Annotated in this window: 19 protein-coding genes and 1 tRNA gene; 12 read left to right on the top strand and 8 right to left on the bottom strand. The window is 55.6% G+C overall.

Annotation, left to right across the window (positions count from 1 at the left end; all coding sequences use genetic code 11):
• Positions 1 to 30: 30 nt before the first annotated feature.
• Genes RA157_RS06500 through ade form a run of 4 tightly spaced genes read left to right on the top strand, consistent with a single transcriptional unit; the run spans position 31 to position 5,335 of the window.
• Positions 31 to 1,539, top strand: coding sequence for an ABC transporter ATP-binding protein (locus RA157_RS06500; protein WP_350335656.1), 1,509 nt, complete (start codon positions 31 to 33; stop codon positions 1,537 to 1,539).
• Positions 1,536 to 2,603 (top strand): ABC transporter permease, encoded by a 1,068-nt coding sequence (locus RA157_RS06495; protein WP_350335655.1) that lies wholly within the window; start codon positions 1,536 to 1,538, stop codon positions 2,601 to 2,603. Before RA157_RS06500 ends, RA157_RS06495 begins: the two co-directional genes overlap by 4 nt.
• Positions 2,600 to 3,532 (top strand): ABC transporter permease, encoded by a 933-nt coding sequence (locus RA157_RS06490; RefSeq protein WP_350335654.1) that lies wholly within the window; start codon positions 2,600 to 2,602, stop codon positions 3,530 to 3,532. Before RA157_RS06495 ends, RA157_RS06490 begins: the two co-directional genes overlap by 4 nt.
• 12 nt (positions 3,533 to 3,544) lie before the next feature.
• On the top strand, positions 3,545 to 5,335 hold the full coding sequence (gene ade / locus RA157_RS06485) for an adenine deaminase (RefSeq protein ID WP_350335653.1): 1,791 nt from the start codon (positions 3,545 to 3,547) through the stop codon (positions 5,333 to 5,335).
• A gap of 125 nt (positions 5,336 to 5,460) precedes the next feature.
• Here ade and RA157_RS06480 read toward each other — a convergent pair.
• The 5 genes from RA157_RS06480 to hemC all read right to left on the bottom strand — a co-directional run bounded on the left by RA157_RS06480 (position 5,461) and on the right by hemC (position 10,897).
• Positions 5,461 to 5,536, bottom strand: a tRNA-Thr gene (locus RA157_RS06480).
• A 138-nt stretch (positions 5,537 to 5,674) separates the two neighbouring features.
• On the bottom strand, positions 5,675 to 7,363 hold the full coding sequence (locus tag RA157_RS06475; RefSeq protein ID WP_350335652.1) for a heme biosynthesis protein HemY: 1,689 nt from the start codon (positions 7,361 to 7,363) through the stop codon (positions 5,675 to 5,677).
• Positions 7,364 to 7,375: 12 nt separating this feature from the next.
• Positions 7,376 to 9,085: a hypothetical protein gene (locus tag RA157_RS06470; protein WP_350335651.1), complete on the bottom strand. Its 1,710-nt coding sequence runs from the start codon at positions 9,083 to 9,085 to the stop codon at positions 7,376 to 7,378.
• A 140-nt stretch (positions 9,086 to 9,225) separates the two neighbouring features.
• Complete coding sequence (locus tag RA157_RS06465; protein WP_350335650.1) at positions 9,226 to 9,936, bottom strand: uroporphyrinogen-III synthase; 711 nt, start codon at positions 9,934 to 9,936, stop codon at positions 9,226 to 9,228.
• 7 nt (positions 9,937 to 9,943) lie between these two features.
• Positions 9,944 to 10,897, bottom strand: a complete 954-nt coding sequence (gene hemC / locus RA157_RS06460) for a hydroxymethylbilane synthase (RefSeq protein ID WP_350335649.1) — start codon at positions 10,895 to 10,897, stop codon at positions 9,944 to 9,946.
• 122 nt (positions 10,898 to 11,019) lie between these two features.
• Here hemC and tsaD point away from each other — a divergent pair, with 122 nt between their 5' ends.
• The 6 genes from tsaD (at position 11,020) to RA157_RS06430 (ending at position 15,077) form a co-directional block, all read left to right on the top strand.
• Positions 11,020 to 12,099 (top strand): tRNA (adenosine(37)-N6)-threonylcarbamoyltransferase complex transferase subunit TsaD, encoded by a 1,080-nt coding sequence (gene tsaD / locus RA157_RS06455; protein ID WP_350335648.1) that lies wholly within the window; start codon positions 11,020 to 11,022, stop codon positions 12,097 to 12,099.
• 15 nt (positions 12,100 to 12,114) lie between these two features.
• Positions 12,115 to 13,125 carry an NAD(P)H-dependent glycerol-3-phosphate dehydrogenase gene (locus tag RA157_RS06450; RefSeq protein ID WP_434058492.1) on the top strand — a complete coding sequence of 337 codons (1,011 nt, stop codon included), beginning with the start codon at positions 12,115 to 12,117 and terminating at the stop codon, positions 13,123 to 13,125.
• A 71-nt stretch (positions 13,126 to 13,196) separates the two neighbouring features.
• Positions 13,197 to 13,475 (top strand): YciI family protein, encoded by a 279-nt coding sequence (locus RA157_RS06445; protein WP_350335647.1) that lies wholly within the window; start codon positions 13,197 to 13,199, stop codon positions 13,473 to 13,475.
• A gap of 11 nt (positions 13,476 to 13,486) precedes the next feature.
• Positions 13,487 to 13,909 carry an EVE domain-containing protein gene (locus RA157_RS06440; protein WP_350335646.1) on the top strand — a complete coding sequence of 141 codons (423 nt, stop codon included), beginning with the start codon at positions 13,487 to 13,489 and terminating at the stop codon, positions 13,907 to 13,909.
• 41 nt (positions 13,910 to 13,950) lie between these two features.
• Complete coding sequence (locus RA157_RS06435; RefSeq protein ID WP_434058491.1) at positions 13,951 to 14,565, top strand: class I SAM-dependent methyltransferase; 615 nt, start codon at positions 13,951 to 13,953, stop codon at positions 14,563 to 14,565.
• Positions 14,566 to 14,609: 44 nt separating this feature from the next.
• Positions 14,610 to 15,077, top strand: a complete 468-nt coding sequence (locus tag RA157_RS06430; RefSeq protein WP_350335644.1) for a thermonuclease family protein — start codon at positions 14,610 to 14,612, stop codon at positions 15,075 to 15,077.
• Here RA157_RS06430 and RA157_RS06425 read toward each other — a convergent pair.
• The 3 genes from RA157_RS06425 to RA157_RS06415 form a co-directional block, all read right to left on the bottom strand.
• Positions 15,032 to 16,306: an MFS transporter gene (locus tag RA157_RS06425; protein WP_350335643.1), complete on the bottom strand. Its 1,275-nt coding sequence runs from the start codon at positions 16,304 to 16,306 to the stop codon at positions 15,032 to 15,034. The genes RA157_RS06430 and RA157_RS06425 overlap by 46 nt on opposite strands.
• A 137-nt stretch (positions 16,307 to 16,443) precedes the next feature.
• Positions 16,444 to 18,387, bottom strand: a complete 1,944-nt coding sequence (acs, locus tag RA157_RS06420; RefSeq protein ID WP_350335642.1) for an acetate--CoA ligase — start codon at positions 18,385 to 18,387, stop codon at positions 16,444 to 16,446.
• Between the two features lie 342 nt (positions 18,388 to 18,729).
• Positions 18,730 to 19,527 (bottom strand): response regulator transcription factor, encoded by a 798-nt coding sequence (locus tag RA157_RS06415; protein ID WP_350335641.1) that lies wholly within the window; start codon positions 19,525 to 19,527, stop codon positions 18,730 to 18,732.
• 365 nt (positions 19,528 to 19,892) lie between these two features.
• Here RA157_RS06415 and RA157_RS06410 point away from each other — a divergent pair, with 365 nt between their 5' ends.
• Together RA157_RS06410 and folP are read left to right on the top strand one after the other, a co-directional pair.
• Complete coding sequence (locus RA157_RS06410) at positions 19,893 to 21,269, top strand: porin (RefSeq protein ID WP_350335640.1); 1,377 nt, start codon at positions 19,893 to 19,895, stop codon at positions 21,267 to 21,269.
• Between the two features lie 139 nt (positions 21,270 to 21,408).
• The gene (gene folP, locus RA157_RS06405; RefSeq protein WP_350335639.1) at positions 21,409 to 22,230 is read left to right on the top strand and encodes a dihydropteroate synthase; all 822 of its coding nucleotides are present in this window, start codon (positions 21,409 to 21,411) and stop codon (positions 22,228 to 22,230) included.
• Positions 22,231 to 22,236: the final 6 nt, after the last annotated feature.

The following is a 22,236-nucleotide window of genomic DNA, read 5'->3' as shown; positions in this document are numbered from 1 at the left end:
AAGAGCCTTTCTTACTTCCAGGAACTTTCCATGTCATCGCCAACCCTTGAGGCGCGGAACCTTTGCAAGAGTTTCGGCCCTGTGCGCGCCAATCACGACATCAGCTTTACGGTCGATTCCGGTGAACTCCTGTGCCTTTTTGGTGAGAATGGCGCTGGAAAATCAACGCTGTCGGCCTGTCTGACGGGGCTTTTTCCACCTGACAGCGGCGATATCCTCTTCAAGGGCGCGTCGTTGAAAATGGCCTCTGCGGCGGATGCCATCCGTCAGGGGATTGGCCTGGTCCATCAGCACTTTGTTCTCGTCCCGGACTTTACGGTTCTGGAGAACATCGTCATCGGGTCGGAGAGAGGCCTGATCGTTCAATATGATGAGGCAGAAAAGAAATTGCGTCAGATTTGCGACAGCTACGGGATCGAGATTAACCCGAATGCGCTGGTGCGTGATCTGTCTGTAGGTGAACGGCAATGGGCTGAATTGCTCAAGGCGCTGTATTTTGATGCCGATGTCCTGATCCTGGACGAACCGACAGCAACGCTTGATGTCGAGAATTCGAAGAAACTGTTCCGTATCATAGACAAACTCAAGGCTGATGGCGTTGCGCTGATTCTTATCTCGCACTTTCTGGACGAAGTAATGCAGGCGGATAGAGTCGCCGTTTTACGACAGGGTAAGGTGGTTGGCATCAGGTCGACGACAGAGACTACACCCGAAGAACTGACCCGTCTGATGGTTGGTCGTGATCTGGAGGTAAAGGTTCGGGACAAGACGCCAACCGGTCCTCCGTGGCTGGTTCTGAAAAATGTTACAGTTGCCGGAACGGGACAGGTTCCTGATCTGGACAACGTGTCACTGACGGTCCATCAGGGTGAAATCTTTGGTATCGCGGGTGTCGCCGGAAACGGGCAAAACCCATTGATGGAGGTCATCGCGGGAGTGCGCACGCCGGCAGGTGGGCAGATCATGCTCGACGATACCGATATCGGCGGCATGAGCGCCCGCGTAATCAAGGATATGGGGTTGGGTCATATTCCCGATGACCGGTTCCTTGAAGGCCTGGTTCCCGAAATGTCAATCGAGGAAAACTTGATCCTGGGCGACCATCGGGGGACCTATGTACGCAAGGCCTTCCTGGACTTCCCGAAAATCCGGGACACGGCGATCAGGATGATCAACGAGTTTCAGATTTCTGCCCCATCACCCGAGACTCCGACTGAAAACCTCTCAGGCGGCAACGCTCAGCGCGTGATCCTGGCTCGCGAAAAGCGGCTGGCAACCAAGGTTCTACTGGCTAATCAGCCGACCCGAGGTCTGGATGTGGGTGTGATTGAATACATCCACACGCGATTGCTTGAGAAGCGGGCCGAGGGGGTCGCGGTGCTGATTGCGTCGTCTGAACTTGAGGATCTCATGAAACTTTGCGACCGGATTGGTGTCCTGTTTCAAGGGCGTCTGATGGGTGTTGTTGAAACAGATACTACCAATCTGGAAGAAATCGGCCTGCTGATGGCAGGCAGAGCCAGCGAGGTCACAGCGTGATCGAGATTTCCCCCCGTTCTTCCGTAGGCTGGCAGGCGCAGGCTCTTGCCTATGTTCTTGCTCTGATATGCGGATTTGCCACCTCAGCGTTGCTCATCGCGCTCAGCGGTGCCAGTGTGACCGAAGGCTTCGGTGCCCTCTACGAAGGTGCTTTTGGCAGCCAGGAAGCCCTGTTGCAAAGTCTGGTCGCCGCAACGCCATTGATTTTTACCGGGCTTGCCACCGTGATCGCGTTTCGTGCGGAAATCTGGAGCATCGGACAAGAAGGTCAGATGTTTGCCGGGGCGATGTGTGGATACTGGATCAGTCTTGTATTAGGGGCTGTGACAGGATGGATCGCTGTCCCTGCCATTCTGGTGGCCGCCATGTTGGGTGGTGCGGTCATGGGTGGACTTTGTGGATGGCTCAAGACCCGCTTTCAGGTCAATGAAATCATTTCGACTGTGATGCTGAACTATGTGATCGTTTATCTGCTGTCTTATCTGCTGGCTGGTGGACCCTGGACTGAGGAAGGCAGCACTTCCTACCATCAGACACCCGTTTTTTCGGAAAACATCCGACTGCCTCTTATTATCGCTGAAGTAAAGCTGCACTTTGGATTCGTTCTGGCCTTGCTGGCGGCTGCTTTGTGTTGGGTCATCCTCAAGAAAACTCCACTGGGTTTTGAAATCCGAGCGCTTGGGTTCAATCCGACAGCCTTGCGGTTCAAGGGCGTCAACGTCACCAGAACCGTACTGGTGGTGATGTGCTTCAGTGGTGCACTGGCTGCACTGGCGGGCGTGTCCGAGATATTTGGTGTCAATTACCGCCTGCGCGGAGATGTGATGACTGGCCTAGGCTTTACCGGCATCATTGTTGGCATGATTGGCGGCCTCAATCCTATCGGCACAGTGATCGCAGCACTTTTGTTCGGGGCGCTAGCCAACGGGTCGCTTTACATGAATGTTCTATCTGACATCCCACCTTCACTTGTCCCTGCCATGCAAGGCATTCTGCTGCTGTTCTTTCTGAGCGCATCGGTCCTTGTCCGTTACTCCATTCAGTTCAGGAGGGTTGCGCAATGACTGCATTGCTTTCTCCTGAAATCCTGATGTCCATCATGGTTGCGGCCATGGGAGTGGCAACCGTCATCCTTCTGGCGGCCATTGGTGAACTGGTAACCGAACGGGCTGGCATCTGGAACATGGGTGTTGAAGGCACGATGCTGACCGGTTGCCTGATGGCTTACCTTGCCATGGTTGCGACTGGTTCGCCTGTTCTGGCGGGGCTGACTGCTATAGCCGGCGGGTTGGTCGCGGGTCTGCTGATCGGTTTCCTGACTGTGACGTTGCGGGTCGATCACTTTGTCACGGGCCTTGGGTTTAACCTTCTGGCCAGCGGTCTGACGCTGTTCTGGTTCCGCAGTTATGTCGGCGGTGGTAAACCACCCACCTATGACACTATCGACAAAAGCCCTATCCCGCTTTTATCGGACATCCCGGTGTTGGGGCCAATCTTGTTTGATCAGCATTTGCTGACCTATGTGGCATTTCTCAGCATTCCATTCATTGCCTTTTTTCTGCGACGCACGACCTATGGGTTGGAAACCCGTGCCGCTGGTGAAAATCCGCAGTTTCTGGAAGCTAAAGGCCTGTCTGTTGCCAAGCGGCAGTACAGCGCACTTCTGTTCGGATCGGCTTTGACTGCCCTGGGTGGTGCATTCCTGATGTTCGCTTTTGCCGATCAGTTCCGGCCCGATATTTCTGGCGGGCGTGGCTGGCTGGCTATCGTGGCAGTGATTGCCGGAAACTGGCGGCCGGTTCGAACGATGATCGCAGTGCTGGTCTTTGCCATTCTGGACAGTCTTGCGGTCCACGCGCAGGGCGTGGGCGTCAACGTCCCCTACCAGTTTTTCCTGATGCTGCCCTATGTCGCCTCGATCCTCTTACTGGTGATGATCCGCAGCAGTTCCGGCCAACCTGCCAAACTCGGCGTTCCTTACCTAAGACACTAGACTGGAGTTCCCATGCCTGTTCCTACCTGGACCGAAGCTGCACCCCGCCTTATTGATGTTGCCATGGGTCGGACATCGGCAGATAGCGTTATCCGCGGTGGCAAATGGGTCAATGTCTATTCTGGAGAGATTATTCCAGATACGGACATTGCCATCACGATGGGTCGGATCGCTTATGTCGGGCCGGATGCCGGACATACAGTTGGTGATCAGACCAGGGTAATCGAGGCCAATGGACGCTATATGGTGCCCGGTCTCTGTGATGCGCACATGCATGTTGAAAGTGGCATGGTCACCGTCACGGAATTTGCCCGTGCAGTCATTCCACATGGCACGACTTCGATGTTCATTGATCCGCACGAGATTGCCAATGTGCTTGGGCTTCCAGGCGTGCGGCTGATGCATGATGATGCCGCCAGCCTGCCGATCAATGTGCAGGTGCAGGTTCCCTCCTGTGTGCCATCTGCTCCGGGTCTTGAAAATGCAGGAGCTGAATTCAGTGTTGAGGATGTGACCGAAGCTCTGACCTGGCCGCAAACCTGCGGGCTGGGTGAGATGATGAATTTTCCGGGTGTCGCCATGAATGATCCCAAAATGATTGGCGAGATCGGAGCAACGCAACTGGCAGGAAAAACCGTGGGTGGCCATTATGCCTCCCCCGACCTTGGGCTGATGTTTCACGGATACGTGGCCGGTGGCCCCGCAGACGACCATGAAGGAACGCGTAAGGAAGATCCGATTGCACGTATCCGGCAGGGTATGCGGGCCATGCTGCGTTTGGGGTCGGCCTGGTATGATGTAGCCGAGCAGATCAAGGCAGTCACAGAGGACGGGCTCGATCCGCGCAACTTCATACTCTGCACTGACGACAGTCATTCCGGTACCCTTGTTCACGAAGGGCACATGAACAGAGTGGTACGCCATGCGATTGCCCAAGGTGTCAAGCCAGTGACGGCTATTCAGATGGCAACACTCAATACCGCACAGCATTTCGGTATGGAGCGGGATGTTGGTTCAATCGCGCCGGGCCGTCGGGCAGATATCATTCTTACCTCCGATCTGCCAACACTGCCGGTTGAAATGGTCATGGCACAGGGGGAGGTGCTGGCGGAAAACGGCGTTTTGACCGCTGATATCCCTGAAGCGAACTACCCGGACTTCGCAAAGGGTACGGTTAACCTCGGCAAGAAATTGTCGGCAGACGACTTTAATATCTACGCCCCTGAAGGTGCCGCAGAAGTAACAGCACGCGTGATCGGTGTAATCGAGAACCAGGCGCCGACCCGTGCGCTTGAGGCGAGTCTTCCGGTCAAGGATGGTCTGGTGCAAATGGACAATGACAGAGATATTTGCCAGATCGCCCTCGTTGAACGTCATCGCGGGACCGGTGGTGTGGTGAACGGGTTCGTCTCTGGCTTTGGCTATGACACACCCTGCGCAATCGCCTCGACTGTAGCGCATGACAGCCACCACATGATTGTCGTCGGCACTTCGAAAGAGGACATGGCAGCTGCAGCAAACCACCTGGGTAAAGTGGGAGGTGGTATCACGGTGTTTTCGCAAGGTCAGGAACTGGCGACTGTGGAATTGGCCATTGCTGGACTGATGTCGGACGAGCGCGCCGAAGTCGTTGCCAACAAGGCAGCATCAATGGTTGCGGCGATGGAGAACTGCGGCTGTAAGCTCAACAATGCTTATATGCAGCATTCGTTGCTTGCTTTGGTTGTTATCCCAGAAATCAGAATTTCCGACCTTGGGCTTGTTGACGTAACGAAGTTCGAGAAGGTTGACCTGTTTGTCTAGCGACCAGTCTTTCCGGATCACTGCTGGGTCTGCGAAATTCAAAAGTTGTAGCCTGCTGCAACGGTCACTCGCGAAAGCACTGCAGATTGAACCTGCGGTGCAGCTCTTACATGACTGGTAAAGAGTGGTGCCGCAAGAGGGACTCGAACCCCCGACCCCCGCATTACGAATGCGATGCTCTACCAACTGAGCTATTGCGGCTAACCGGTATCCTGTCAGTTGGGAAAACTCACAGGGAACGGGCGCTTGATACTCTGATGCGCCCGTTTTGGCAAGGGTGTAAAACGGATTTCTCCCACTTCTCTACAGCGGCTCATCCGTGTGCGGCTGAGCTCTTTGTCAGAACAGCCGCGCCCGTTTTGGTTCATCATCTCCTGACGGGGCAGGGCCCGGATCATCAGGGGCGTGAGGCAGCGGGAACTCAACCGGTTGAGGTTCATCCGGCTCATCGGCTGCCGTGGCCTCAGCGCTTGTGTCGTCTTCTGCCTTGCCCGCTTCTTCCGGTTTGGCATCGGTCTCTTCAGCCGGTTCGCTTGTGCTTGCCTCGGATGATGGTGATGTGACCGGTTCAGTGGGTTCTGCTGACAGTGTTATCTCTTCAGAGGGTTTGTTGTCTTCGATGATCTCCGCATCTGCCACTGTCTCTTCTGCCGTCGCCGTTTCGGGAGCTGTCATAGCGGGTTCAGCTGCAGGCTTTGGCGCGGTGAGCATAGCCTCATCGATTATCAGGCCATCATCAGCGGATAGTGCTTCGAGTGGTGCCTTCCATTCGAATGCGTCCAATGCACCTGTTACAGGAGATACGGGTGCCCATTGTTCGGATTCAACACCATCTGCAATCCATGTCTTGTCGCGCGGAGCCTTGAGGGCTCGGGACAGCCATTCCCGCACGCGACCATCATTGCCGCTTTCATCCTGTTCCAGGCGTGCCATTAACTCACAAGCCTGCCGGGTTGGCGCTTCCATCAGGGTCTTGCCGAGAAGCGCGCGCGCTTCAGACCAGTTCTGAGCGACCATCTGTGCACCGATGATTGCCAAGCGGCTTTCCCGGTCATCAGGATTGGTTTTCACCAGATGTCTGACACGACGCAGGCGCTCGCGCCCGCTTTCGCCAGGTTTGGTTTTCTCATAAGCGTCCAGCAGGTCCGGATGAGGCGCTTTCTTCCAGGTGGTTTCGATAATCTTGGCCGCCTTGCGGGGATCACCCAGACGTCCGAGAACGCGACCGGCCAGAGCTGCGGCTGGTACCAGGTCTGATGCGAGGCGGTGGGCTTCAAGTGCCAGAGCCCTGGCTTTTTCCGGCTCACCTGCCTCAAGTTCCAGGCCCTGTGCAGTCAGAAGAACGGCTCGCTGTCTGCGGAGGGTCTTCTTGTCGATATGCTTGGCATTGCCCTGACCCGTGAGGGTTTGCAATGCACCGGACCAGTCGCCATCCGTAATCTGATGACCCATTAGTGCCTTGCCCGCCCATGCAATAGCAGGCGCGGCCTTGACCGCTTCTTCAGCAAAATGCCGGGCAGCCTCGGCTTCGCCATGTCTTTGCGCTTCCATGAACAGACCACGAAGACCCAGCAGACGCGTTTCCGGACGCTCCAGCATGGCCTCGAATGCAGCACGGGCTGAATCTGAATCATCAGACAGCTGGGCACTTTGTGCCTCAAGCATCAGGGTCATGGAATCGTCTGGCAGAAATTTCCGGCTGGTCTTTGAGGCTTTCAGGGCCAGAGCACGATCACCGGCTCCCACTGCAATGAACCCGCGGGAGAGCGCTTCATAGCCCTTGTCGCGTCTACGGGCCTGAAAGAAGCCGCGAACCGCGTCCGGTGTGCGGAAAATACCGCGAATGATGCCCCATGTGATGATTCCGGCCACCAGAATGGCCATCAGCACGTTAATGCCCACCAGAACGGAGAGTTCAATCTCTGTGTCGAGCCAGTTGATGATGACGGTGCCAGGCCTGTCGGCCAGCCATGCATATCCCATCGACAAGGCAAAGATGAGGGCGATGAATATCAGAATACGGATCATCGACCGGCCTTTCTATTCGGCATTTGAAACGGAAAGAGCCTGAATGGCTCGTGTATGTGCTGTATTCAGCGCGGAGCGGGCGCGGGCAACGTCTGACAGCCGGGCACCGAAATCCGGATTTTTGTCGCGAATATCGGATGGCAGATCCGCCCAGCTTGCTTCTGCTGCCTCGATATCTCCAGCATCCAGATGACCGGCAATGCGTGACAGCACTTCCTCAGGGCTTGTCCCGTCAGGGGTGCCAGCAGGGCGCACGGTAACCAGAGAGCCTGCATTGGCAAGCAACTTGTCTACCAGACCGGCATCCGGATCAGCACGGTTCAATTGTGCTTCTATCGATTTGCGGACCGGCGCGAAAGCATCAGACAGGGCCTTTGATGTTGCAAAGCCATCTGCGGCACCGGATGCAAGAACGGTCGCTTCCTCTTCAGTGAGATAGGATTTACTCAGAGCCAGAAGGTCTGAGAGCGCTTTGCCGTGTGCCATGTCATTCTGCAGGCGGCTGACAAGGGCCAGTCCGGCCAATCCGTTCATCCGGCGAACAAGAGCCGCGATTTCGGCGCTGGATGAGGCTGCTGCAACAGCGGTCAAACGTTCGTCCAGAGCGGTTACGTCGTCAGATGACGCGCGTGCCTGCAGATCAGAAGCGAGCTGGCTCAAATCTGCGGCCAGTGTGGCAATCTGCTGATTGACCGCTGCCAGAGCTTCCGTGTTGTCCGGTGCATCTGTTTGTGTGACAGACAGGGCATCAAGCCGCACGGTCAGACTGTCCAAAGCCTTTGATTGCTCCTCAATGCTGCTGCTGAGCGTTTCAAGGGCTGCATCCGGACCTGCTCCACCGGATGAGACGGCGGATGTAATGGCATCAAGATCAGCGCTTGCTGCTGCGACGCGGGTTTCCAGTGCATCAAGACGGGCGGCTGGGTCCATTTCTGCTACCCGTGCCTCAAGTGCGTCCAGTTTAGGCAAGGCGCTTTCAAGACTGGCGGACAGACCACTGATGTCTGCAGGTGTCACACCGGCCGGGCGGCCTTCCAGAGCGGCGAGGCGGGTTTCCAGATCCTGTGGGAGTGACGCCTGACTGCCTGTCGCGGAGAGAAAGCCCTGCTGTTGAAGGGCATAATTGCCGCCAAGCGTCAAACCGCCGCCAATAAGCGCTGCTATGAGCAGACTTCCAAAGGAAGAACCGCCTGCGCGCTGACGGGTTTCTGAAACAGGTGCGCTGTCTTTTCTGGCTGACGTGGTGGTTGAGCCCGCCCGTTTGGGATCGCTCTTGCCCAGATTGGGCGTTGATGTCCTGGGCGTGGTGGCTGCCGGTTTTGTCTTGCTGCCTTCTGCTGGCTTTGCCTTCTGCGGGTCCGCTGTCGATGAGGCAGGCTGTGATGGTTTCTTCTCTGCAGGGTCAGCCGGTGTTTTCTGAGATGCCTCCGGCTTTGCCTTTTCCGAAGATGGGTCTGTCTTTGCCGAGGATGACGGAGCGGCTTTGTCCGAGGTTTTGTCCGAGGCCTTGTCTGGGGCCTTGTCCTGATCCGAAGGTCCTTCAGCCTTGACCTCTTTCACATCCTTAGCTGGCAAATCAATTGTCAGCGGCTTGGATTTGGCCTGACTTGATGTGGTCTGGCCTGAGGTCGCCTGTCCTGACTTTGCCTTCTCAGACTTCACCTTCTCGGACTGACCCTGTACGGTGTCTGCGGTTTTCTTCGGATCTTTGGCGTCGGCCATTGCCATCCTCTACTCTCGTCAGGGCTTTGTAACCCTGTAGCTTGTCTTCAACTCATGCATATAGGAAGTGGTGTTGTGCTTCCATATGGCATTTCGTCATCAAATCCATAAATGCATATTAAGCAAATGTGACGGGAATGCTAATCCAGCAAACTTAGCAGGCTTGTCTCATCAGGATTGGCCGCTATCCGGCAGGAAAAGTGCCCTTTTCCCTTCACATAGTCACAGATCGTCTCTGAAAGACACAGGAAGTTGACACTCCCCAAACCATCGTAGATGTCTGCCTGCTCCGCCAGTCTGAAGAATTGCTCTGCTGTGCGACGTGAGTAAAGCAGCACGGAATCAATCCTTCCCTGGGTCAGGGCGGTGATGGTTGCAGGTGCCAATGCCGGACTGGGTTCCGTTCGATAGAACTCGGCCAGGTCCACCTCCAGGCCTGAGGCCTTCAGGCGCTGTTCGATATCTCCGGTACGGTCCCGCCCGGCTGCATAGAGCAGGGGTTTTTCGCTGTCTTTTATGGAACTGACGATCAGGTCATGCAGATCATGCGCTGTTCCGGAGGCACTGTGACAGGTGTCAAATCCGGCCTGACGGGCGGTTTCGGCCGTTCTATCACCAACAGCGAAGGCCGTGAGACGCGACAGTGTGGAGGGAGCATAGAGTCTCGACAGACCATCGACCCCGTTCCGGCTGGTGAACAGGACAGCCGCGTAATCATCGATTGGTCTTGTGGTCGGAGTTTCAAAGACAATTCGGAACAGCGGCTCGAGCATCACATCAAAGCCCAGGGCACGCAACCGACTGGCTGTTTGCGTTGCGCCGGGTTCTGGACGGGTGATGAGAACCGTCATTCAGAGATTATCCATGTCCGAGAACTTCGGCCATGAACTCCGGACCGGCCTGGGCTTTCAGTTCCTCACCGGCATCGCGACCCATGGTTTCAGCATCCGAGACCGGGCCGCGTCTGGTGGTTTCCAGAACTTCCCGGCCATCCGGTGTCAGAATTATGCCACGGAAGGTGATTGTGTCTCCTTCAACGATGGCGCGTCCGGCGATCGGTGTTCTGCAGGAGCCATCCAGTGTTCTGAGGAATGCCCGCTCCATAATGAGGGCATGCGCGGTTTCCGGATGGTGAATAGGTGCGAGCAGGGACAGGATACGCTCATCATTCTCGCGGGATTCGATGCAGATGGCACCCTGGCCGATTGCTGGCGGGAAACTGTCCTCATCGAGCAGGTCGGTGATCTCTTCCTCCATGCCGAGACGGCGGAGGCCTGCATTGGCCAGAAGAGTTGCTGCCACATCGCCACGGCGCAGTTTTTCCATGCGGGTCTGTACATTGCCGCGGAAGGTAATGACTTCCAGATCAGGCCGAAGACGTTTCACCAGAGCCTGACGGCGGAGAGATGCTGTGCCGACAACTGCGCCTTCCGGAAGATCTTCAAGGCTCGACCATTTGTCGGAAATGAAGGCATCCCGCACATCTTCCCGTGGCAGGAAGGCGGTGATCGCCAGCCCGTCCGGCAGGACAGTCGGCATATCCTTGGATGAATGGACAGCCAGATCAATGCGTCCGTCATAAAGGGCTTCTTCAATCTCCTTGGTGAACAGGCCTTTGCCGCCAATCTCGGAAAGAGGGCGATCCAGTATCATGTCTCCCGTTGTCTTGATGACAACAATGTCAAAAGCGCTTTCCGGCAGATCATGGGCTGCCATCAGTCTTTTGCGGGTTTCATGAGCCTGGGCCAGCGCCAGAGCGCTGCCGCGTGTGCCGATACGGATGAGTGAAGTGTCGCTGGAAGATGTCTGCACGCCTGAGATACCCTATACAGGATGAACCACTATTTTGCGGAAAACTTACTTTGGCAAAGATAGCATGGCTTTGATATATGCCATATCGAGTGAAAAAACATCCCGGAAGATCGACAGGGCTCATGATTGTTCTTGGTATTGAAACAAGCTGTGATGAAACAGCTGCTGCTGTCGTGCGACGGGATGGGGAAACCGATGGCGCTATCCTGTCCAATGTGGTTCTCAGTCAGACAGAGGAACATGCGGCTTTTGGAGGCGTCGTGCCGGAAATTGCCGCGCGTGCCCATGTGGAGGCACTGGATGATATCATCCGTGCAGCTCTCGATGATGCCGGGTGCAGCCTTGATGAGGTGGACGGGATTGCGGCGACCGCTGGCCCTGGCCTGATTGGTGGTGTGATTGTCGGCATGATGACGGCAAAGGCCCTTGCCCAGGCCGCAGACAAGCCGTTTCTGGCGATCAATCATCTGGAAGGCCATGCGTTGACGGCCCGTCTGACGGATGGACTATCTTTCCCCTATCTGCTGCTGCTTGTCTCCGGCGGCCATACGCAGATCCAGCTTGTTACAGGCGTGGGGTCTTATGAGCGTTGGGGCACCACGATTGATGATGCGCTGGGGGAGGCTTTTGACAAGACGGCTAAGCTTCTGAGCCTTGACTATCCGGGCGGCCCGGCGGTCGAGAAGCAGGCCGAGGCTGGCAATCCAGACCGGTTTGAGTTTCCCAAACCGCTGTTGAAGCAGGCTGGGCTGGATTTCTCGTTCTCTGGCCTCAAGACAGCCGTGCGCTATGCGGCTGAGGACCTGGCGCCCTTGTCTGATCAGGATGTGGCCGATATCTGCGCCAGCTTTCAGGATACGGTTACCCTGATCCTTGCCAACAGGATTGGCCATGCGCTTGAGCGGTTCAGGGACCGCTTTCCTGATATTGAGAAACCAGCGCTGGTGGTTGCCGGTGGTGTGGCGGCCAATCAACAGATTAGGCAGGTGCTTGACAGGGAAACCGGTGAGCACAATGCCCGGCTTGTGGTTCCGCCTGCCAGTCTGTGTACGGATAATGGTGTGATGATTGCCTGGGCCGGTGCCGAGCGTCTGGCGCGCGGTCAGTCTGATGCGCTTGATATGGCACCCCGGTCCCGCTGGCCGCTTGACGAACGGGCTCCGGCAAAAATCGGTCATGGTCGCGCAGGTACCAAGGTCTGAGGCAGCAGGGAAATGATGATGAAGGATTTCAATCATATCGGTGTCATTGGAGCGGGGGCCTATGGGACGGCGCTGGCACTGGCGGCCCGGAGGGCGGGGCGATCTGTCACGCTCTGGGGGCGAGACGCGGATATCCTTGATGAAATCAGCCAATCCCGGACCAATCAGCGTTATCTCGGGGATGTGCAGTGGCCTGAAGTGCTGACAACGTGCAAGGCTCTTGAGGGTCTGGTGGGCTGTGATGCGGTGCTTTTGGTGACACCAACGCAGTCTACCCGCAGTATGGCTGCGGCGATTGCTCCTGTTCTGGGAGCCGGAACACCGGTTGTTCTCGCTGCCAAGGGCCTTGAGACAGGAAGTCAGAAGCGGGTTTCCGATGTGTTTCTGGAAGAAGCGCCGGATCTGGTGCCTGCGGTTTTGTCCGGCCCGAGTTTTGCCTCAGATGTTGCATCCGGTCTGCCGACAGCGGTGACCATTGCCGCGGATGATCTTTCGCTGGCGAGCAGCCTCTGTGAGGCGCTGAAAGGACCAGCCCTGCGGCCCTATGCGTCAGATGACCTCGTTGGCGTGCAACTGGGCGGGGCGCTGAAGAATGTGATGGCGATTGCCGCTGGCATGGTTGACGGTCGCGCTCTGGGGGCCAGCGCCAAGGCGGCTCTTGTGACCCGTGGCTTTGCCGAACTGAGCCGATTGGCTGTTGCCAATGGGGCCAAGGCGGAAACGCTCGGTGGATTATCGGGACTTGGTGATCTGATTCTCACATGTTCTACCCCGCAATCGCGTAACTACACCTACGGCTATGCGCTGGGGCAGGGACAACCCCCGCAAGAGCTGGCCAGGCCGGGATCAAAGCTCGTGGAAGGGGCGGTTACAGCGTCTGTTGCCGCTGCTCTGGCGCGCGATTGCGGTGTGGATGCGCCTATTACAGCTGCCGTCGCTGCCATTATTGAAGGTGGTCTTGATCTGGAAACCGCCATTCGCAATCTGATGACGCGACCGCTTATGACGGAAATCAGACCGGACTGATCGAAACGGACTGGAAAAGAGGCGGGACAGGTCTTACCTTGCCCGCAAACATATCTATGGGAGATCTCAGAATGCATTTTGTTGTCACAGCCCTCGATAAGGATGGCGCACTGGATGTTCGCAAGGCCAACCGGGATGCGCATCTGGCTTTTCTGGCGGACAATGCTGTCAAGGTTAAGATTGCCGGTCCGCTTCTTGAAGGTGACAACATGATCGGCTCCCTGCTGATTGTGGAAGCGGACAGCCGGGAAGCCGTTGAGGCAATGCTGGCTGAAGATCCCTATGCCAAGGCCGATCTCTTCCAGGATGTGACCATCCGGTCATGGAAGTGGGCGGTTGACAACCAGTAGGAGCTTTGGTGATGGCATATTGGCTGTTCAAATCCGAGCCGAACACCTGGTCCTGGGATGATCAGGTGGCGTCTGGTGACAAGGGTGCTGAATGGGATGGCGTCCGGAATTATCAGGCTGCCAACAACATGAAGGCGATGAAAGTCGGCGATCTTGGTTTCTTTTACCACTCGGTCAAGGAAACGCGGGTTGTTGGCATCGTTGAAGTGGTGAAGGAATATTATCCAGACCCTACTGACGCCAAAGGCAAGTTCGGCATGGTTGATGTTCGGGCTGTCAAGCCGGTTCCCAGTCCGGTTACCCTGGCCGAGATCAAGGCCACCGAAAGCCTGCAGGATCTGTCTCTCATCAAGCAGTCCCGTCTGTCTGTCATGCCTATTCCAGAAGAAGCCTGGCATACGATCTGCCAGATGGGTGGACTGGGATCTGAGTGATCACGGATCGACGCCAGTTCATTCTGGATCATACCGCGCTGATGCCGGTGCCGCTGACGCCCGACATCAGGCTTTGGCTGGCTAATGAGGAAACACGTCTCTGGTCTCTTGGAGAGCAGGAGCTTGATGCGCTTGGTCTGCCTGATCCGTTCTGGGCTTTTGCCTGGGCGGGTGGGCAGGCCCTGGCGCGTTATGTGCTTGATCACCCGCATCTCGTCCAGGGGAGGACGGTTCTTGATCTGGCGTCAGGTTCAGGACTTGTGGCCATTGCGGCGGCAAAGTCAGGGGCCGTGCATGTGACAGCGAATGATATAGATTCCTTTGCTGCTGATGCCATCCGGCTGAATACCGAGACCAATGGCGCTGATTGCGATATCAGCACGGATAATCTGATCGGCACAGCGCTTGCCAGGTTTGATGTGATTCTGGCTGGAGACATCTTCTACGACCAGACCATGACCGACAGTCTGGTGCCCTGGCTTTCAGAGCATGCGCATCGGGGTATGTCCATCTATGTGGGTGATCCGGAACGAAGCTATTGCCCTTACCAGTGGCTCAGGAAAGAGGCGTCTTATGAAGTTGCGGTAACGCGCAGCCTTGAGGATCATGCCATCCGGAAAACATCTGTGTGGAGCTGGCAGATGAAGAGTGAATAAACTTCAGGTTGTAATATTAAGAGATTCGCTCTAAGATTCTGTTTATGGTTCTCCTGTCATCTCTCATCAGGCTTCTGGCCGTTGTCACTCTTCTGCCCTGCTTCCTGTTTTCGTCCGGGACAGCTGAAGCACGATCAAGCCTGATTGGATCGTATCAGGCGGATATTCTGCGCATTCTTGATGGTGACACTGTGGAGGCGCGGGTCCGGATCTGGATTGGCCAGACGGTCACGATCCGCGTTCGCCTGAGAGGGATCGATGCGCCGGAGTTGAAAGCATCCTGTATGTCCGAGCGCAAGGCTGCCCGTAAATCAAGAGCTGCGCTTGACCAGTTGCTGAGGAACCGGACGGTCAGGTTGACGGCTGTTTCCGGTGGTAAATATCACGGCCGGATTCTCGCAGATGTTCATCTGCAGGATGGCCGGTCTCTCTCTGACATTATGCTGGCACGCAAGCTTGCAAAGCCCTATCGGGCACCATCGGCATCCTGGTGCTCGGATTCTCCGGCCTGAACCTGACGATCCCGCTGCCGTTTCGGAACAAGATTGAAGATGGCTGGCGATGTGCGCATGACCGGTACATAGGCGGTTTTTCGTCCGGCTGGCTTGACGCGGTTCCGCGACAGCCGATAGAGGCCGAAAATCACGAAAAACATATGCAGGCAGGACGTGTACCAGAAAAACGAAATCGGCCCGAACAGATCCAGCAACGAAGCGGAGACAAACGGTCCGGCAATGCCGCCAATGCTGAACAAAAGCATCAGGCTTGCAGAAAGACGGACGAAATCACCCGGTTTGGCGAAGTCGTTGGCATGCGCAATGGAGAGGGTGTAGAGGGGCAGGCCAAAAGCGCCGAACAGAAAGGCACCAGCCATGATATATCCGGTGCCCATTCCACCCATCAGAGTGATGAAGGTCCCGGCGCATGCGGCGCCGAGGGTCGCAAGAATGAGAATCATGCGCCTGCTGAACCGGTCAGATGCCCAACCGAGAGGCATTTGCAGAACAGCGCCGCCGATGATGGAGGCGGTCATGAAGGTGGCGATTTCTGCTGTGGTGAGTCCGATGGACTGACCATAGGCCGGGCCGACCATACGGAATGACGGCATGGTCATGCCAATGGTTACAATGCCAACAGCGGCAAGCGGTGACAGCCTGAATGCACCGATCAGATCGATCTTCTGGACTTTGGGCGTTTCCGGGGATGGCTGGCGGCTTATGGAGATTGGAATCAGACTGACAGCAAACAGAATGGCAATCAGACTGAAAATCTCAAACCCGCCTGGAGGCGCGATCAGCAACAGATACTGACCGACGGAGACGCAGGCCAGGTCCACAAGTCTGTAGATGCTGAGTGTCTTGCCGCGACCGCTGTTTTTGGCTTTTTCATTGAGCCAGCTTTCCATCACAAGAAACAGGCTTGCGAAGCAGAACCCGGTCACGCCTCTGATGATGATCCAGGCCGGAATATTGACCACCATTGCATGGACCAGTGCGCCACAGGCAACCAGCGCTGCCGCTGTGGAAAACGCGCGAATATGTCCCACTCTTGCGACAAGACGCGGGGCAAACAGACAACCGAGAACAAAGCCGACGAAATAGGCCGATCCAAAGAAGCCGATACTTGTTGTCGAGAACCCTTCAAGACCCGCCCGGATGGGAATCAGTGTTCCAACCAGACCATTGCCGCCCAGCAGAAGCCCGGCAGACATAAAGAGCGGTACGAGCGTCAGGCGCCCCATCAGAGAACATGCCTCCCCGGCACAGTTGAATCACATTGAACTTACTATGAGATACAGAGATGCTGATGGTCTGCATAAATACGACAAAAGCCCGGATAAATCCGGGCTTTCATCAGTCTGAAAATGTCCAGGGCCGATTAATCGTGCCTGTTCTGACGGTTTTCGATCAGTTCATCCACAACGGACGGGTCTGCCAGCGTGGATGTGTCGCCAAGATTGGAGAAGTCATCCTCGGCGATCTTGCGCAGAATCCGGCGCATAATCTTGCCGGACCGGGTTTTCGGCAGGCCCGGAGTAAACTGGATCAGATCCGGAGATGCAATCGGACCAATATCCTGACGAACCCAGGTGCGGAGCTCTTTCAGCAACTCGTCTGACGGTTCTTCCCCGGCCATCAGGGTGACATAGACATAGATGCCCTGTCCCTTGAGGTCATGTGGATAACCAACCACCGCTGCCTCGGAGACTTTCTCGTGAGCAACCAGTGAGGATTCGATTTCCGCTGTTCCCATCCGGTGGCCGGAAACATTGAGAACGTCATCCACGCGACCGGTGATCCAGTAATAGCCGTCTTCATCACGACGGCAGCCGTCACCGGTGAAGTACATGCCCTTGTAGGTGGAGAAGTAGGTCTGCACGAAACGCTCGTGATCTCCATAAACCGTGCGCATCTGACCAGGCCAGCTGTCCGTGATCACCAGATTGCCTTCGGTTGCTCCATCAAGAATACCGCCTTCAGCATCCACCAGAGCCGGCTGAATGCCGAAGAATGGCCGTGTGGCGGAGCCAGGCTTCGTAGCTGTTGCGCCGGGTAGAGGCGTGATCATGATGCCGCCTGTCTCGGTCTGCCACCATGTATCCACAATCGGGCAGCGTTCGTCGCCAACAACCCGGTGATACCATTCCCAGGCTTCCGGATTGATCGGTTCACCGACCGAGCCGAGAATGCGAAGGCTTTCGCGGGATGAACTGGTGACATGCTCATCGCCAGCTCCCATCAGGGCGCGGATAGCAGTCGGTGCTGTATAGAAGATGTTCACCTTGTGCTTGTCGACAACATCCCAGAAGCGGCTTGCTGACGGATAGTTCGGCACACCCTCGAACATCAGGGTCGTCGCGCCATTCGCCAATGGTCCGTAGACGATATAGGAATGTCCGGTAACCCAGCCCACATCAGCGGTACACCAGTACACATCACCGTCATGGTAATCAAAAACATACTGATGGGTCATGGAGGCATAAACCAGATAACCGCCGGATGTGTGCAGAACACCCTTGGGTTTTCCGGTTGAGCCGGATGTGTAGAGAATGAACAGCGGATCCTCAGCGTTCATCTCTTCAGGCGGGCAATCCGGTGACGCTGCTTCAATCGCTTCATGATACCAGATATCCCGACCGTTCTCCCAGTTCACGTCGCCGCCGGTGCGCTTGACAACGATCATCGAGCTGACGGACGGACACGTTTCAAGCGCCTTGTCGGCATTAGCTTTAAGCGGCACCTTGCGGCCACCGCGCAGGCCTTCATCGGCAGTGATAACGAGTTTACACTCGGAATCCTGTACGCGATTGGCCAGACTGTCGGGGGAGAAGCCACCGAAAACGATGGAATGAACAGCACCGATTCGGGCGCTGGCCAGCATGGCATAGGCCGCTTCGGGAATCATTGGCATGTAAATGCAGATACGATCACCCTTGCTGACACCCTGGGCCTTCATCACGTTGGCAAGCCGTGAGACCTTGTCGTGAAGTTCCCGATAGGTGATGTGGAGATCTTCATCCGGCGAATCGCCTTCCCAGATAATAGCGGTCTGGTCGCCGCGTGTTTCAAGATGCCGGTCAACACAGTTGGCGCAGACATTCAGTGTGCCGTCTTCATACCATTTGATCGATACATTATGTGGATCATAAGACGTGTTTTTGACGGTGGTGAAGGGCTTGATCCAGTCCAGTCGGTTCCCATGCTCGCCCCAGAACCCGTCCGGATCAGTTACGGACCGCTCATACATGGCCAGATATGTGTCGTTATCTGCATGTGCGCTCGCCGCAATAGCGGCTGGCGCTGGATAAGTGTTGTCTGTCATCCGGTCCTCCCGTGTCAGGCCAAAGCCCTCAGATCTAACGCAACTCGGGTCCCAAGCCCGAAACCCGTCCAAAGCCTGATATTCGCACTATGCGACGAACGGCCCACTCAGGTCGCGATTATGCTGACAACAGGCAAGTGCGTCTATGGCTTTCAATGCAACTTTCGTCGACGACAGTGAACAGATTGCCTTGTCAATTAGGCTAAGACGATTGCGAGAGTTGGAATGAGGGGTTTGCCAGAAGGCGTACTGGAACGCGAAAGGGGCAGCCCGTAAAGACTGCCCCTTCCGCGTTTCCTCTGGAGATTTGTGAGCGAGGAATTCCGTAAAATAGTCTGGTAATCAGATCTCACCAAGCTCCATGGCTCTGATCACGGCTTCTGTCCGGTTCTGAACATCGAGCTTGCGATAGGCTGATTTGAGATAGCTGCGGCAGGTTTCAGGCTGCAGATTGATCTCTTCCGCAATGCCTGCAGCTGTCAGGCCACGGCGCGCCAGAGAGAGGCAGTCCCGTTCACGGGGTGAGAGGATGCGTTTGCCATTCGATGTGGTGACACGATCCCATGTCAGCTTTTCCGTACAGATCTGCGCAAGCTTATGAGCCTGCATCAGAAGTTCGCCCTGCCTGACGCTGAGAGCACCCTGAAGAAAGACCCTGTCCTGATTGACTGTTGAACTGCTCAATGTGACCAGCAGCATGGCGTGTGTTGGCAGGTGAACGGGGATTGTTACGCCCCAGTTCTGTCCAAGCTGCACCCGTTTAAGGGCCTGTTCCTGTTCCGTCCGGCTGGTCTCCTCAAACAGGAGGGCTGGCTGTTTTTCGTCCAGCGCCCAGAACAGGGGGAGTGTCTGGCTAAACATGGCCCGGCAGATTGGATCATTTCCGTAAGACAGGCCTGAAGCACCGTCAAAAGTTGACAGATACTGCTTGAAAAGTGGTCCGGAGAAGCCGCTCTGCGCAATTTTGCCGGATTCCAGCATGGCGCCATTGGCTCCTTTCAGCGTGGTCAGAAATCCGATCCAGGCCGTATCCATCCCGCTGATTTCACGTACAGAATCAAGTTCTCTACCGAGATCCCTGTTCCTGGAAATCGCAATGTTGGAGTCTCTTTTCGTTCCAGTGTCAAGTGTGCGCAGCATTGGATCTCGCTCCCAGTACAAGGCACCTTTTTAGTGCACCTGAAATAATGTTCGATGTCTGGTGCGGGCCCCGAAAAAGGTGGGGTGCTTTCAGGGCCCGCTCAAACTGATTGGAGGTCAGTTCATATTTAGTAATTTGACAACGACCCCCAAAAGGAGCAAATAACGTTCTGGTGAATTACGATATTCGTATATGTTTAATTGACAATCAATACATTCATTTTTTCATATATTACCCCCAAATGGGATTGTTACTTGATTATCACAGTATATTTTTCTGTTTTTTGGCATCTATACAATATGAAAACAGGTCGATAACAGTTTCCCCGTCACATGAATTAAAAAATCTCTCAATGGAGAAACTGATGACCTTTAAAAGCCTTGTTCTGGGCTCTGCTGCTGCCCTGATGACCGTTGGTGGTGCTCAGGCTGCAGATCTTCCTGCAGAACCGATTGATTACGTTCGCGTCTGTGACGCTTACGGCTCCGGTTTCTATTATATCCCGGGTTCTGATACCTGCCTGCGTGTTGGCGGTCGTATCCGCGCCGATTATGCCTACATCGATCGCGACAACTTCGATGATGGCGATGGTCAGTTCCTGTACCAGGCTCGTTATTATGTCCGTCTGGACGCTCGTACACAGACAGATTTTGGTCTGCTGCGTGCTTATGGTTCCGCACAGTTCCGTACTGGTAACTTCGGCCTTGGTCCGGCAGGTGACACACGTGGTCGTCTGGTTGTTGAATCTGCCTTCATCCAGTGGGGCGGCTTTACTTTCGGTCGCAACGATTCATTCGCCAGCATATATCACGGCTATTTCGGTCTTGCTCCGCAGGTCGACATTGCTGAGCCTTATGATGAAGTGAACCTTCTTGCCTACACCTACCAGCTTGGTAACGGTTTCTCTATCACGGCATCCCTTGAGAGCCAGACCTCTGCTTTCGGTCGTAACTCCCAGGTTCTCGACCTTGGTTCCGGTGTGAACAGTGCGGGTCAGGCTGTAACGGTCAGTGGTGGTGCTATTACGGTTGATCCGGGCCCTGGTGGTGTTGCTATCCCTCCTGGGGTCATTGGTCCCGCAACGGTTGCTGCTTTTGACAATGTTCAGCAGGATGATGAAGCTCCGGATCTTGTTGTTAACCTGAACCTGAACCAGTCCTGGGGTTCTGCAAACGTTGTTGGCGCTTTGCACTACATCGAAACTGACGGTGCATCCGGCGGCGATGATGAAACGCTGGGCTGGGCCATCGGTGGTGGCGTCACATTGAACGTACCGTTCGCTGGCCAGAACGACACAATCGGTATCCAGGCTGTCTATGCTGAAGGTGCTTCCCGCTTTGCCTATGCATCTGGCTATATCTCAGGTCTTCCGACCCCGGGGCTCAATGCCTCTGCTGGTGGTCTCGGTGGCAGCTTTGTGATCCCGGATGCAACAATCGTTGACGGCAACCTCGAAGAATCTGAAATCTTCACCGTTCTCGGTGGTTTCCAGCACTTCTTCTCCTCTGATGTCAGCTTTGCGATCTCTGGTTCGTACACCGATGCCGAAATCGCAGGTATTCCGGATGTTGAAGCCTACGGTGTGATCGGTAACGTTCGCTGGACCCCGGTTTCCGGTCTCCTGTTTGCTGTTGAAGGCGCATGGAACCGCGTTGAAACCGAAGGTCTTGACGTGAACGGTGTCGGTGACATCGAGGAAGATGTCTGGAACGTTGTTTTCCGCGTACAGCGTGACTTCTAAGTCATAGTCTGACGTTTGATCTGACCCCGGCGGAGAAATCCGCCGGGGTTTTTCTTTGCGCGTCTCTTCGCTACCGCTTGACACCCATTGAAGCCGGTGAGAGATAGCCAGCAGACTTGTTCTGGGAACGGAGGCTCTGATGAGCGCAATCTTGGATCTTGGGCCTTTGAAAATCGAGCGTGGTGCCCGGACACTGGTTATGGGTATCCTGAATGTCACGCCGGATTCGTTCTCCGATGGCGGCAAGTTTGATGCACCTGCTGCGGCCAGGGCTCATGCACGGGCCATGCTGGATGGTGGCGCGGATATTATTGATGTGGGTGGCGAATCCACCCGACCCGGCTCAACGCCCGTTTCTGCGGAAGATGAACTGGCGCGCGTCCTGCCGGTTCTGGAAGCGATTGCGCCGCTTGGGGCAACCATTTCTATCGATACCTACAAGGCGGATGTTGCGCGGCGGGCAATCGGTGCCGGTGCGCATATCATCAATGATGTCTGGGGCCTGCAGAAGGATGCGGCCATGGCGGACACGGCCGCAGAGCTGGGCGTTCCGGTTATCATGATGCACAATCGGACAGCGGTTGATGAGAGCATCGATATTGTCGAGGATATCAACACGTTTTTTGCTAGGTCGATTGCTCTGGCAGAGCAGGCCGGTATTCCGAAAAGCCGTATGGTTCTCGATCCGGGTATCGGCTTTGGTAAATCCATCGAACAGAATCTCATCGTTCTCAACCGGCTCGGCGAGCTGGGTGTTCATGACCTTCCTGTTCTGATGGGTACGTCGAGAAAGCGTTTTATAGGGCACATTCTGGATGCGGAGGCTCATGACCGGCTGTTTGGGACTATTGGCAGCAATATCGCCACCCTCGGATCAGGCATTGTGGATATTGTCCGGGTTCACGATGTGAAGCCTCATGTGGATGCCTGCCGTGTGGCAGATGCTATTTTCCGCCGGTAAGCAGCC

Origin of the sequence: Coralliovum pocilloporae (genome assembly GCF_030845175.1) — a bacterium.
Lineage (GTDB): Bacteria > Pseudomonadota > Alphaproteobacteria > Rhizobiales > Cohaesibacteraceae > Coralliovum > Coralliovum pocilloporae.
Note: the sequence above shows the minus strand (reverse complement) of the source record. Positions and strands in the feature narration are given on the sequence as shown.

Coding starts and splice junctions, on each gene's coding strand:
- RA157_RS06475 (WP_350335652.1), bottom strand. CDS start 7,363: ATGATCCGTATTCTGATATTCATCGCCCTCATCTTTGCCTTGTCGATG.
- RA157_RS06500 (WP_350335656.1), top strand. CDS start 31: ATGTCATCGCCAACCCTTGAGGCGCGGAACCTTTGCAAGAGTTTCGGC.
- RA157_RS06440 (WP_350335646.1), top strand. CDS start 13,487: ATGGCATATTGGCTGTTCAAATCCGAGCCGAACACCTGGTCCTGGGAT.
- RA157_RS06470 (WP_350335651.1), bottom strand. CDS start 9,085: ATGGCCGACGCCAAAGATCCGAAGAAAACCGCAGACACCGTACAGGGT.
- RA157_RS06465 (WP_350335650.1), bottom strand. CDS start 9,936: ATGACGGTTCTCATCACCCGTCCAGAACCCGGCGCAACGCAAACAGCC.
- folP (WP_350335639.1), top strand. CDS start 21,409: ATGAGCGCAATCTTGGATCTTGGGCCTTTGAAAATCGAGCGTGGTGCC.
- RA157_RS06415 (WP_350335641.1), bottom strand. CDS start 19,527: ATGCTGCGCACACTTGACACTGGAACGAAAAGAGACTCCAACATTGCG.
- RA157_RS06435 (WP_434058491.1), top strand. CDS start 13,951: ATGCCGGTGCCGCTGACGCCCGACATCAGGCTTTGGCTGGCTAATGAG.
- RA157_RS06490 (WP_350335654.1), top strand. CDS start 2,600: ATGACTGCATTGCTTTCTCCTGAAATCCTGATGTCCATCATGGTTGCG.
- RA157_RS06410 (WP_350335640.1), top strand. CDS start 19,893: ATGACCTTTAAAAGCCTTGTTCTGGGCTCTGCTGCTGCCCTGATGACC.
- ade (WP_350335653.1), top strand. CDS start 3,545: ATGCCTGTTCCTACCTGGACCGAAGCTGCACCCCGCCTTATTGATGTT.
- tsaD (WP_350335648.1), top strand. CDS start 11,020: ATGATTGTTCTTGGTATTGAAACAAGCTGTGATGAAACAGCTGCTGCT.
- RA157_RS06445 (WP_350335647.1), top strand. CDS start 13,197: ATGCATTTTGTTGTCACAGCCCTCGATAAGGATGGCGCACTGGATGTT.
- acs (WP_350335642.1), bottom strand. CDS start 18,387: ATGACAGACAACACTTATCCAGCGCCAGCCGCTATTGCGGCGAGCGCA.
- RA157_RS06425 (WP_350335643.1), bottom strand. CDS start 16,306: ATGGGGCGCCTGACGCTCGTACCGCTCTTTATGTCTGCCGGGCTTCTG.
- RA157_RS06450 (WP_434058492.1), top strand. CDS start 12,115: ATGATGAAGGATTTCAATCATATCGGTGTCATTGGAGCGGGGGCCTAT.
- RA157_RS06430 (WP_350335644.1), top strand. CDS start 14,610: ATGGTTCTCCTGTCATCTCTCATCAGGCTTCTGGCCGTTGTCACTCTT.